The 11569-nt window shown below is 69.2% G+C and carries 11 protein-coding genes; 4 read left to right on the top strand and 7 right to left on the bottom strand.

From position 1 onward, the window contains the following. Window positions 1-7: 7 nt before the first annotated feature. On the bottom strand, window positions 8-1615 hold the full coding sequence (locus ACXJKJ_RS01275) for a GMC family oxidoreductase (protein ID WP_457388673.1): 1608 nt from the start codon (window positions 1613-1615) through the stop codon (window positions 8-10). 344 nt (window positions 1616-1959) lie between these two features. Here ACXJKJ_RS01275 and ACXJKJ_RS01270 point away from each other — a divergent pair, with 344 nt between their 5' ends. After that, window positions 1960-2862, top strand: a complete 903-nt coding sequence (locus ACXJKJ_RS01270; protein ID WP_457388671.1) for a LysR family transcriptional regulator — start codon at window positions 1960-1962, stop codon at window positions 2860-2862. Between the two features lie 84 nt (window positions 2863-2946). Here the strand turns inward: ACXJKJ_RS01270 and ACXJKJ_RS01265 are convergent, their stop codons facing one another. After that, window positions 2947-3351: a hypothetical protein gene (locus ACXJKJ_RS01265; RefSeq protein ID WP_457388669.1), complete on the bottom strand. Its 405-nt coding sequence runs from the start codon at window positions 3349-3351 to the stop codon at window positions 2947-2949. A gap of 45 nt (window positions 3352-3396) precedes the next feature. Next, on the bottom strand, window positions 3397-4290 hold the full coding sequence (locus ACXJKJ_RS01260) for a LysR substrate-binding domain-containing protein (protein ID WP_457388667.1): 894 nt from the start codon (window positions 4288-4290) through the stop codon (window positions 3397-3399). A 142-nt stretch (window positions 4291-4432) separates the two neighbouring features. On the opposite strand from ACXJKJ_RS01260, the gene ACXJKJ_RS01255 reads away from it, so the two are divergent. Together ACXJKJ_RS01255 and ACXJKJ_RS01250 are read left to right on the top strand one after the other, a co-directional pair. After that, window positions 4433-5191, top strand: a complete 759-nt coding sequence (locus ACXJKJ_RS01255) for an SDR family oxidoreductase (RefSeq protein ID WP_457388665.1) — start codon at window positions 4433-4435, stop codon at window positions 5189-5191. A gap of 14 nt (window positions 5192-5205) precedes the next feature. Then, window positions 5206-6105, top strand: a complete 900-nt coding sequence (locus ACXJKJ_RS01250) for an SDR family NAD(P)-dependent oxidoreductase (RefSeq protein WP_457388663.1) — start codon at window positions 5206-5208, stop codon at window positions 6103-6105. On the opposite strand, the gene ACXJKJ_RS01245 is transcribed toward ACXJKJ_RS01250, so the two are convergent. Further along, window positions 6102-7289 (bottom strand): DUF4382 domain-containing protein, encoded by a 1188-nt coding sequence (locus ACXJKJ_RS01245; RefSeq protein ID WP_457388661.1) that lies wholly within the window; start codon window positions 7287-7289, stop codon window positions 6102-6104. The two genes, ACXJKJ_RS01250 and ACXJKJ_RS01245, sit on opposite strands and share 4 nt — an antisense overlap. Window positions 7290-7380: 91 nt before the next feature. Beyond that, the gene (locus ACXJKJ_RS01240; protein ID WP_457388659.1) at window positions 7381-8334 is read right to left on the bottom strand and encodes a LysR family transcriptional regulator; all 954 of its coding nucleotides are present in this window, start codon (window positions 8332-8334) and stop codon (window positions 7381-7383) included. A gap of 115 nt (window positions 8335-8449) precedes the next feature. On the opposite strand from ACXJKJ_RS01240, the gene ACXJKJ_RS01235 reads away from it, so the two are divergent. Next, complete coding sequence (locus ACXJKJ_RS01235; RefSeq protein WP_457353401.1) at window positions 8450-9301, top strand: oxidoreductase; 852 nt, start codon at window positions 8450-8452, stop codon at window positions 9299-9301. Between the two features lie 3 nt (window positions 9302-9304). On the opposite strand, the gene arsC is transcribed toward ACXJKJ_RS01235, so the two are convergent. Both arsC and ACXJKJ_RS01225 read right to left on the bottom strand, forming a co-directional pair. Further along, on the bottom strand, window positions 9305-9727 hold the full coding sequence (arsC, locus tag ACXJKJ_RS01230; protein ID WP_457319820.1) for an arsenate reductase (glutaredoxin): 423 nt from the start codon (window positions 9725-9727) through the stop codon (window positions 9305-9307). Continuing rightward, window positions 9724-11508: a DUF885 domain-containing protein gene (locus ACXJKJ_RS01225; protein ID WP_457388657.1), complete on the bottom strand. Its 1785-nt coding sequence runs from the start codon at window positions 11506-11508 to the stop codon at window positions 9724-9726. The genes arsC and ACXJKJ_RS01225 overlap by 4 nt, the downstream gene beginning before the upstream one ends. Window positions 11509-11569: the final 61 nt, after the last annotated feature.

Raw genomic sequence — 11569 nt, 5'->3', positions numbered from 1 at the left:
CTCCGGTTCATTGCCGTGCGTCGTTGCGGATCATGTCGGCGGCCTTCTCGCCGATCATGATGGTGGGGGCGTTGGTGTTGCCGCCGACGATGGTGGGCATCACCGAGGCGTCGACGACGCGCAGGCCACCAATGCCGTGTACGCGCAGCCTGTCGTCCACAACGGCCATCGGGTCGCGGCCCACGGGACCCATCCGGCAGGTGCCCACCGGGTGGTATTGCGTGTCGGCACGGGCGCGGATGTCGGCGGCCAGCGCCTCGGTGTCGTCGGCGCGCACCGGGTAGAGCATGTCGCCGCGCAGGCCGTCGAAAGGCTTGGACTCGATGAGGCGCTGCTGCAACCGGGCGCCCCTCAGCAGCAGCCGCATGTCGCGCTCGTCGCTGAGGAAGCGTGGGTCGATGCGCGGTGCCAGCTGCGGGTCGGGCCCGGCCAGCTCCACCGTGCCGCGGCTGTGCGGCCGCAGCACGTCGACATGGCAGGAGATGCCATGGCCCCAGTGCAGCTTGCGGGCGTGGTCGTCGACGATGCCAAGCACGAAGACGAGTTGCAGGTCGGGCACGGTCACATCCGCCGAGGAGCGCAGGAAGGCGCCGGACTCGGCGATGCTGCTCGTCAGCAGGCCGGTGCGATGGCGCCGCCATTCGCCCACTGCCCGCGCCAGCCGCGCGCCGCCGCGCAGCGAGACGCCGAAGGTGGGCGTGTCCGAGCTGCAGCGCCAGGTCTGCACATAGTCGATGTGGTCCTGCAGGTTCTGGCCGACGCCGGGCAGGTCATGCAGCACCTCGACACCCGTCTGCCGCAGGTGTGCGCCAGGCCCGATGCCCGAGAGCATCAGCAGCTGCGGCGAACCGAAGGCGCCGGCGCTGAGCAGGACTTCGCGGCGCGCACGCACGAAGCGGGATTGGCCGTGGACGCGGTAGTCCACGCCCACCGCGCGGCCATTGGCCAGGCGCAGCTTCGTCGCCTGCGCGTGGGTGATGACCTTGAGGTTCGGGCGGCCCAAATTGGGCGTCAGATAGGCCTTGGCGGCGCTGCAGCGCTCGCCATTGACTTGCGTGACCTGGTAGACGAAAGAGCCGAACTGCTCGGCGCCGTTGTAGTCGCCGATATGGGGCACGCCTTGCAAGGCCGCAGCGGCCAGGAAGGTCTGGTTGATGGGGCTCGCGCTGCGCGGCAGCGTCACGTTCAACGGCCCGCCACGGCCGTGCAGCGGGCAGTCGCCGAACTGCTCGTTGTGCTCGGCGCGGCGGAAATAGGGAAGCACCTCGTCATACGACCAGCCGGCGTTGCCGAAGCTCGCCCATTGGTCGTAGTCGTGGCGGTGGCCGCGCACATAGAGCATGGCGTTGATGGAGCTGCTGCCGCCCAGGGTCTTGCCGCGCGGCTGGTAGCCGCGGCGGCCCATCAGGCCGGGCTGGGGCACGGTCTGGTAGGCGTAGTTGTTGATGCGCGTGGGCACCATGGCGACGACGCCGGCCGGCGCGTGGATGAGCACACTGCTGTCCGGCCCGCCGGTCTCCAGCAGGGCCACCGTCACGCCGGGGTCTTCGCTCAGGCGCGCGGCCAGCACGCAGCCCGCCGAACCGGCACCCACGATCACGTAATCGAACTCCACGGCGCTTGTCTCCTCCAACCTCTGAGCGGGCCGGGGAGCGAAGGATGAAAGCCGGCAGCCATTACGTCCAACGCATAATTAGTCGGCATTCATTGCGTTCACTGCATAGCAACCCAGATCCGGCAGTCGGCCGCTCCCCATGGCGCCATGCCTTCAACCTCGGCACGCTGGCCGATTTGCCACCCTCGCCGCTTCGATGAACAACGCTGCACGCCCGCTGGTCGGCCGCTGCAAACCGCAGGCGGCGTTGCTTCTCCTCGTGGGCATCAGCCCACTTCGTCGGCGCGCCTTGCCGGCGGCTCGCCTCGTCCGCCCCTCGGACGTGCCCAACTGCCGGATCTAGGTTGAACCTCCGCCAGCTCTCCCATCTGATCGCGCTGGCCGACGAGGGCCGCTTCGTCGCCGCGGCGGAGCGCGTGCACCTGAGCCAGGCCGCCTTCAGCCGCAGCATCCAGGCCCTCGAAGCCCATTGGGGGCTGCGCCTGTTCGAGCGCGGGCCGCTCGGCGCGGTGCTGACGCCGGCCGGCCGCACGCTGGTGGAGCGCGCCCGCCGCCTGGTCTTCGACGCCGACTGCCTGGAGCGCGACGCCGACCTGCTGCGCGGTGGCCTGCTGGGCGAACTGGCCTTTGGCGCGGGGCCCGTGCCGGCCGCCGTACTGGTGCCGCCGCTGCTGGCCGAACTGCGCCGCCAGGCGCCGGGCGTCGTCGCCCGCGTGCGCTACGGCAATGTCGACAGCCTGCTGACCTTGCTCACCGACGAGGCCATCGAGTTCTTCGTCGCCGACCGGCGCATGCTGGCCGACCCGAGCCGCTTGGACATGGCGCCCGTGGCCCAGATCCACGGCGGCGTGTACGTTCGGGAGGACCACCCGCTGCTGGGCGCAAAGGACGTGACGACGGCGGATTTGGTGCGCTTCGGGCTCGGTGTCGTGTCCACGTCGCCGCAGCTCTTCGTCTATATCGCGCAGGGGCTGGGCTTCGCCAGCCCGAGCGAGCTGCCGGTCGTCGTCGAATGCGATGACGTCACCACGCTGGCGCGGCTGGCGGCCGACGGCGACATGCTGGCGCTGCTGCCACGCGCCCTGCCCACGGCCATCGAACTGGGCCTGCAGCCCCTGCGCGGCGTGAAGACCTTCGGCGATCTCTACGTGGACGCCCACGCCGTCTGGCTGCGCGGCCGCACGCTGGCGCCGGCGGCGGAGATGGCGATCCGGCTGTTCAGGTCGGTGGCGGGTTCGGGTAGCTGACGATGAGCGCCAGCGGCGCTTCTCCTAGCTGGCGGATGCCGACGACAGCGACGTTATAGAGGTAGGCCGCGATGCTGGGCGCTTTCATGCCATGCCGGCAGCTCGCGCTCGCTTGAGCTTTGCAATGCCAAGCTCGCGTATCAGCTCGGTCAATCGGTCTGACTTCCGGGTGCAGTCAGCCTGAATCGCCACGTGACGTGCGAGGAGCGAGCGATGGGTCTCGCTCCCGTCACCTCCCCGTTGGACGATGGCGTCGTAAAGCGACACAGCCTCGTCTTGATCGCGAGCGACGTCGATCCTGCAGCGCGAAACCTGCCCCTCCGCGACTTGCAACTCGGATTCGAGCCGGTTGACTTCAGCGGAGTGATCTCCCGTCGCTAGTTCGACTTGTTTTCCAAAGAAAAACAAACCCAGGCTCACCGCAATGAGGAGGATCAACGCGCCGCCAATCCCAAAGATCCAACGCAATACCCGCATGCCCGTCATCATTTCAGAGTTGGCTGCATGACGGCAAGTTTGAGCGCACCCAACCCATCAGCTCGCCCCCGCCATCCTCTCCGCCAGCCAATCCACAAACACCCTCACCCGCGACGACAGCTGGCGGGCATGGGGATACAGCACATAGACCGGCATCGGCGCCGGCCGCCAGTCGGCAAACACCTCGACCAGTTCGCCGCTCGCCAGTTCTTTCTCAAAGTTGTAGCGCGGCGCCTGGATGAAGCCCAGGCCGGCCAGGCAGCAGGCGCCATAGGCCGTCGCGCTGCTGACGGTGACGGGGCCGGGCAGGGTCAGGCTGTGCGCTTCGCCATCGACGATGAAGTCGAAGGGCAGCACGCGGCCGCTGCTGCCGATGTAGTTGACGGCCTGGTGGGTGGCGAACTCCTCCAGCGTGCGCGGCAGGCCGCGGCGGGCGATGTAGTCGCGGCTGGCGCAGGTGACCTGGCGCAGCTGGGCCACGCGCCGGCCCACCATGGACGAGTCCCTGGGTTCGCCCGAGCGCAGCACGCAGTCCACGCCCTCGCGCACGAGGTCGACAAAGCGGTCGCCCAGGCCGATCTCCAGCTCGACGTCGGGGTAGCGGGCATGGAAGTCGCCGAGGTAGGGCAGCACGAAGCGCTGGGCCTGGTTGCCCTGCATGTCCACGCGCAGCTTGCCGCGCGGCTTGAGCTGGGCGGTGCGGAACAGGTCCTCGGCCTCGCCGACGTCCTGCAGGATCTGCTGGCAGCGCAAGTAGTAGGCCTGACCGTCCAGCGTCGGGCTCACATGCCGCGTCGTGCGGTTGAGCAGGCGCACACCCAGGCGCGCCTCCAGCTGCTGCAGCGCCAGGCTGACCGAGGCGCGCGGCAGCTGCAGCTCGTCGGCGGCCTTGCTGAAGCTGGCCAGGTCGACGATGCGCACGAAGAGGCGCATCGCATCGAGTCGGTCCATGGCCGTTTGGCTCCGATTGTTTAGTTGGGCTGGATTGTGATGTCTTGTTCGTCTTATTTATCCGAAAGCGATCGAACAATACATTGAACTCACAGGGCCGCTCCTCGGTCCTGCCTTCCAACCCAACGATCTGGAGCACCCCGTGAGCAACACCACTTCTTCTTCCTCTTCCCCCGTCGCCATCGTCACCGGCGCCTCGCGCGGCATCGGCGCGGCCATTGCGCAGCGACTGGCGGCCGATGGCCATGCCGTGGTCGTCAACTACGCCGGCAATGCCGTCGAAGCGCAAAAGGTTGTCGATGCGATCGTGGACCGTGGCGGCCGTGCCATCGCCGTGCAGGCCGACGTGGCCGACGCGGGCGCCGCCAGGCTGCTGTTCGACGCTGCCACCGAAGCCTTCGGCGGCGTGGACGTGCTCGTCAACAACGCCGGCGCCATGGCCAACGAGCTGCCCCACCTGGCCGACACCGACGACGAGACCTTCGACCGCCTCTTCGACATCAATGTGAAGGGCAGCTTCCTGGCCATGCGCGAGGCGGCCAAGCGCCTGCGCCAGGGCGGGCGCATCATCAATTTCTCGACCAGCGTCATCGGCCTGGGCCTGCCAGGCTATGCCGTCTACGCGGCCACCAAGAGCGCCATCGAGACCATGACCAACATCCTCGCCAAGGAGCTGCGCGGCAAGAACATCACCGTCAACGCCGTAGCACCCGGCCCGACGGCAACGAACTTGTTCCTGAACGGCAAGACGCCCGAGCAGGTCGAGCGTCTGGCCAAGATGGCGCCGCTGGAGCGCCTGGGCCAACCCGAGGACATCGCGGCGATGGTCGGCGTGCTGGCCGGGCCGCAGGGCGCTTGGGTCAATGGGCAGACCGTGCGTGTCAATGGCGGCATCGTCTGAAGGAGGACAGCTTCATGAACAACCAACAACAAGTCATCCTCGTCACCGGTGCCTCCAGCGGCATCGGCAAGCTGAGCGCTCTGGCCCTGGCCGCCGCCGGCCACACCGTCTACGCCAGCATGCGCGGCGTGACCGCCAAGAACGCGGCCAAGGCCCGCGAGCTGCGCGACTGGAGCTTTGCCCGCGGGCTGGACCTGCGCGTCGTCGAGCTGGACGTGCTGTCGCAGCGCAGTGCCGACGCGGCCGTCGCCACCATCGTGGCCGAGCAGGGCCGCCTGGACGTCGTCATGCACAACGCCGGCCATCTCGTCGTCGGGCCTACCGAGGCCTACACGCCGGAAGAGATCACCGCCGTCTTCAACACCAATGTGCTGGGCGCCCAGCGCGTCAACCGCGCGGCCCTGCCGGTGCTGCGGGAGCAGCAGCGCGGCCTGCTGCTGTGGATTGGCAGCACGACGACACGCGGCGGCTTCCCTCCCTTCCTGGGCCCCTATGCGGCGGCCAAGGCGGCCATGGACTCGCTGGCCGTGACCATGAGCTTCGAGCTGGCCCGCTTCGGCATCGAGACCAGCATCGTCGTGCCCGGCGCCTTCACCAGCGGCACCGACCATTTCGCCAACGCCGGCAAGCCGGCCGACGAGGCCAAGGCCGCGGCCTACGCCCGCTATGCCGGCCTGATGGACCAGATCGGCGCGCGTCTGACCGCGCTCATGCCGCCCGAAGCCGACCCGCAGGCCGTCGCCGACGAGGTCGTGCGCGTCGTGGGCCTGGCGCATGGCGAGCGGCCCTTCCGCTCGGTCGTCGACTTCATGGACGACGGCGCGGCAGCGGTGACCGAGGTGGCCGAGCGGGTGCGCGATGACTTTGCCGCGCGCATCGGCATCGCGGACCTGCTCAAGCCCGCCTTAGCCTAGAACCCGAAGTTGACCGTCAGCGTGCCACCGGCGGTGACGGCCAAGGGGCCGACGACCTTGACCGTGCCGTTGAGGCTGGCGTTGAAGGAGTAGGACAGGCCGGCCGTCACGTCCGCCGCAAAGACCAGGCTGGCCGGCGGCGCGGCATAGGGCGCCACCCAGGGCGGCGCGGCGGGCAGGGTCAGCTTGAAGGCGCCGGTCGTCGAGTCCGACATGGTCTCGGCGATGGTGATGATGCCGCCGCTGGCCAGCTTCTGCGTCGCCGCGACGGCCGCCGTGTTGACCACCCCATCCACCATCACCGTGCCCATGGCCTGGCCATCGATGGCCGGGGCGGGAGACAGCGGCGCGACGCTGGTGCTGACAGCCGTCACGGTATTCGCCGTCACCGGCACGCCGGTCACGACCATGGTGGCTCGGGCCGCGGACTTGATGACGAGGTCGTAGCTGCCCGGTGCCACCGGCGTGAGCACGAACTTGCCGCTGCTGTCCGGCGCGGTGGCCTTGAGCACGACGCCGCCCTGTTGCAGGCTGACCTGGGTGCCGCCATAGGCGACGCTCGCGTCCACATAGCCGCTGACGCCGGAGGTCAGGTTTGGCACGACGGCGACGACGGGCTTGAGCAGGTATTGGCCCGAGTTGCCAGCCGTGACGACGGACTTGCAGGCGTCGAAGTCGAGCACGAAGTCGGCCATCTGGTTGGCTGCGATGTCGATGCTGGCATTGAGCTTGAGGCCGCTCTGCTGGCCGCTGGGCGTCTTCAGCGCGACCTCGCTGCCGCCCGTGGGAACGACCGAGTTGGCCAGCGGTGTGGCGCCGCCGTTCTCGGCCAGCACCAGGCGCAGCTGCGCGTAATGGCCCACGGCGAGCGGCACCTGGCCCAGGCTGGCGAGCACGCCGTTTTGCAGCGCCAGCAGGTCAAAGCGCTGTGTCGGGCCCACCACCAGGTCCGTCCAGCCGGCGCCATCTTCGGCGGCGTCGGCGCTGGCGTTGACGCGGACCTTCTGCACCGTCACATAGACATGGTCGAAGCCGCAGGCCGGCGCATCGGTCAGGCTCAGAGCCAGCGTGCCCGAGGTGCTGTTCGAGGGCGTCGTGACAGGAGTGCCGGCATCGCCGCCACCACCGCCGCAAGCCGCCAGGGCGACGGCCGCCGCACATACGCCCAGAGTTCTGTAGCTCATGAGAGCCTCCAATTCAGATGCCCTCCCCGTCTGCAGTGTTGGCTTTCGCGATGTGCCCAGGCTTTACGAATCGCGTCGGGTTGTTACCCGCTCAGCGGCGCTTGCGGGCGGCCGCAGCCAGCTCCTGAGCGCTGACCACCCAGGCCGGGTTGCCCACCACGCGCTCAACGACGAGGTCGATGAAGGCCCGCACCCGCGCCGGCTGGGCCACGCGGCTGCCGTAGTACAGGTACAGGCCAAGGTGGGCGCAGACATGCTCGGTCAGCAGCGGCACGAGCTGGCCGCTGCGGATCAGCGGGGCGGCAGTGGCGCCGACGAGCTGGCCGATGCACTGGCCGGCCACGACGGCATTGKCCTCCAGCTCGACGTCGTTGGTCATGAAGACCGAGGCGACGTCGCGCCCGACGATCTCGTCGCCCACCAGGAACTCCCAGGGCATGGGCTTGCCCGTGCTCGGGTGGCGAAAGCCGCTGCAGCGGTGCCGGGCCAGCTCGTCGATGCTTTGCGGTGCGCCATGGCGGGCGATGTAGGCGGGCGCGGCGCAGACGATCAGCTGCAGTGGCAGCAGGTGGCGGGCAATCAGGCCTTCGCCCGGCGGCGTGCCGGCGCGAAAGCCCACGTCGACGCGGTCCGCCACCCAGTCGCCGATGCGGTCGTCCAACTGCACATCGGGCTCGACGTCGGGGTGGCGGGCGCAGAACTCCTCCAGCACCGGCCACAGCACCGGCAGCATCAGCGAGCGCGAGGCCGTGATGCGCAGCGGCCCGGCAATGACGTCACGACCCAGGCGCGCGCCATGCAATGCGCGCTGCAGTGCTTGCAGCCCGGGCGCTGCGGCGCCGAGGAAGCGCTCGCCCTCCTCGGTCAGGCTGAGTCGACGCGTCGTGCGGTGGAAGAGGCGCACGCCAAGGTGGGCCTCCAGCTGCGTCAGCGCCTGGCTCGCCGCCTGCGGCGTGATGCCCTGGGCCACGGCGGCCTGGCGCAGGCTGCCCAGTTCGGCGGCCTTGGTGAAAGTCGTGATGGCGCGCAGTTCGTTGAATGCCATTGTCAGGATTTACTTGCTAATCAATGAAGAGATTCTGGGCTAGTTGAAGATCAATCCCGATCCTAAATTTCGCTCCATCGGCCGATCCACCCTTCACCCCACACCGGAGCCCAACATGACCACCACCCCCACCTTCAAGCGCGTCTGGATGATCACCGGCGCCTCGCGCGGCATCGGCGCACGCATCACCGAAGCCGCCCTGGCCCATGGCGACGCCGTCGTCGCTACGGCCCGTGACGCCGCGAGCATCAAGAAGCGCTTGGGCACCCAGCCCGGCCTGTTGGCCGTGGCCCTGGACGTCACCGACGAAGCCCAGGCCGCCCAGGCCACGGCCGCCGCGCTGAGCCGCTTCGGCCGCATCGACATCCTCGTCAACAACGCTGGCTATGGCCTGCTCGGTGCCGTCGAGGAAGCCAGTGCCGATGAAGTGCGCCGGCTGTACGAGACCAATGTCTTCGGCCTGCTGAACGTGACCCGCGCCGTGCTGCCGCAGATGCGCGAGCGCCGCAGCGGCCATGTCATCAACATCTCGTCGCTCGGCGGCGTCCGTTCGGCCGCGGGCTTCGGCGTCTACTGCTCGACCAAGTTCGCCGTCGAGGGCATCACCGAGGCCCTGCATGCCGAGCTCGCGCCGCTGGGCATCCACGCCACCGTCGTCGAGCCCGGCTATTTCCGCACCGAGTTCCTGGAAGGCCAGTCCCTGGTCACCTCGCCGCGCGAGTTGGCCGACTACGCCGCCAGCGCCGGCCAGGTGCGCGAGGCCGCCAAGCGCATCAGCCTCAACCAGCCCGGTGACCCCGAGCGCCTGGCGCAAGCCATGCTGACGCTGGTCGATGCCAAGACCCCGCCACTGCGCCTGCCGCTGGGCACGGACACGCTGCAGGCCATTGCCGACAAGCACGCCTTTGTCGAGCGCGAGACGGCCGAATGGCGCGGTCTCGCGGCATCGACGGACTTTCCGGCCTGAACCTCAGCCGCGCCGACGGCCGTGGTCGTGCACGACTTCGCCGTCAGACTTGGTGAAGGGCGGCAACGGCCCGACGGGCAGCAGCTCCAGCACCGCCTCCGACGGACGGCACAGCGCCGTGCCCAGGGACGTCACGACGATGGGGCGGTTCAGCAGCACCGGATGCTGCTGAACCGCGTCCAGCAGGGCGTCATCGCTCAGAGCCGGATCGGCGAGGCCCAGCTCGGTGAAGACGGCCTCCTTCTCGCGCAGCAACGCGCGCAAGGGCTGGTCGGCGGCCGCCGCCAGCGCGCGGATTTCGTCGCGGCTCGGCGGCGTCTGCATGTACTCGACGACGCGCGGCTCCAGGCCGGCATGGCGGATCAGCGCAAGCACATTGCGCGAGGTGCCGCACTTCGCGTTGTGGAAGATCGTGATGTCGCTCATCGCGCCACCTTAGCCTGTGTGGCGATCCACGCATCGATGCGCTTCTCCAGCACCGACAGCGGCAGCGAGCCCTCGCCCAGCACCTGGTCGTGGAAGGCGGCGAGGCTGAACTTCGCGCCCAGTTTCTGCTCGGCGCGACGGCGCAGTTCCTGGATCTTCAGCGCGCCGATCTTGTAGCCCAGGGCCTGGCCCGGCCAGGCGAGGTAGCGGTCGATCTGGGCCACGGCCTGCTGTTCGCCAGCACCGGTCGTGTCCATCCAATACTTCAGCGCCTGCTCGCGGCTCCAGCCCTTGGCGTGCATGCCGGTGTCCACGACAAGGCGCGCCGCGCGGCTGATCTCCATGCGCAGCATGCCGGCGTAGGCCACGGGGTCGTTGGCATACAGGCCCAGTTCATGGCCCAGGGTCTCGGCATACAGCGCCCAGCCCTCGCCATAGGCATTGATCCACATGCGGCGGCGGAACTCGGGCATGGGCATCACCACCTGCTGGCCAAAGTGGAAATGGTGCCCGGGCTGGCCCTCATGCAGGAAGAGGGCGGTCATCGTCGCCACGGCGTAGTCCTTGGGGTCGTTGATGACGGCCCAGAACACGCCGGGCGCGCTGCCGTCGGCCTGGCCGGCGGTGTAGTGATCGGAAGCCGTCTCGCGCGTCAGCTCGGGCTCGGCGCGGATCTCCAGCGCCATGCGCGGTAGCTGGCCGAAGAGCCTGGGCAGCTGCGGCGCGACACGGGCGTTGATGGCGCGATAGGCATCCAGGATCTCGGCCTCGGTCTTGAAGGGCCGGAAGCGCTCATCGCTGCGCGCCCAGGCCAGCAGGCCGCCGTTCTTCAGCGGGTCGCCCGTGAAGCCGAGCTGCGGCGCGATGCGCGTGATCTCGCCCTGGATCCGCGCCACCTCCTTGAGCCCCAGCTCGTGGATCTGCTCGGGCGTCATGTCAGTCGTCGTCTGCTCGCGCACCCATTGGCGGTACCAGGCCTGGCCGTTGGGCAGGGACGTCCAACCAATGCTGCCGCGGCGCTTCGCGGCGGGCAGGTAGTCGGTCTCGACGAAGGCGAGCAGGCGGCGCAGCGCGGGCTGAGCGCGCTCGGTCAGCTCGCGGCGGTAGGCCTCGGTCAGGCGCGTGCGGTCCTCGGCGGTGAGGTCGGCGGGCAGGGCGCGCACCGGCGCCGTGTAGGGGCTGTGCTCGGCGTCGACCTCGGCCAGGTTCCGCAGCTGCGGCAGTGCCGCCTCGACGACGGGCCGTGACTGCACGACGTCGCGCTTGATGCCTTCGCGCATATTGGCGATGGCCTGGTCGCACCAGGCCGGCAGGCCGGCGACACGCTTCAGGTAGGCGTCGAGTTGAGCGGCCGTCTTCAGCGGTTGGCCGGCCTGGCCGCTGGAGAAGAAGGCCAGCTGGAAGGGCGTGGCGCCCATCTGGTGCAAGGGCAGCAGATGGTCGGGGTAGCGCTCGAAGGCCAGCTGGGCGCGCAGCTGCTGCTCCAGCAGCTCGCGGTTCAGGCGTTCGGCCTGCGGCAGGCTAGCGGCGGGCAGGGCGGCCAGCTCCTTCAGGAAGCCACGCCAGGCGGCGAACCGCTTGGCCCGCTCGGCCGGGGCGATGTCCAGGCCCAGCTGGTCGTCAAAGCGGTTGTCGCCGGCCTGGGTGGCGTTGAGCGGGTCGAAGCGGGCGCGGGTGTCGTAGTAGCGCGTCGCCACATCGGCCAGGCGCTCGGCGGGGGTGGCGGCCTGGCTGGGGGCGATGAAGCAGGCAAGAGCCAGGGTCAGGGCGAGCAGTCTCATCGTTATCGTCCTTGTTGGGAGGACGGCATTCTGTCGGCGTCCGCAGTCTCGCGCTGTCAGC

It is taken from the genome of Roseateles sp. P5_E1, from assembly GCF_054049335.1.
This window is presented reverse-complemented; position numbering and strand designations above follow the sequence as displayed.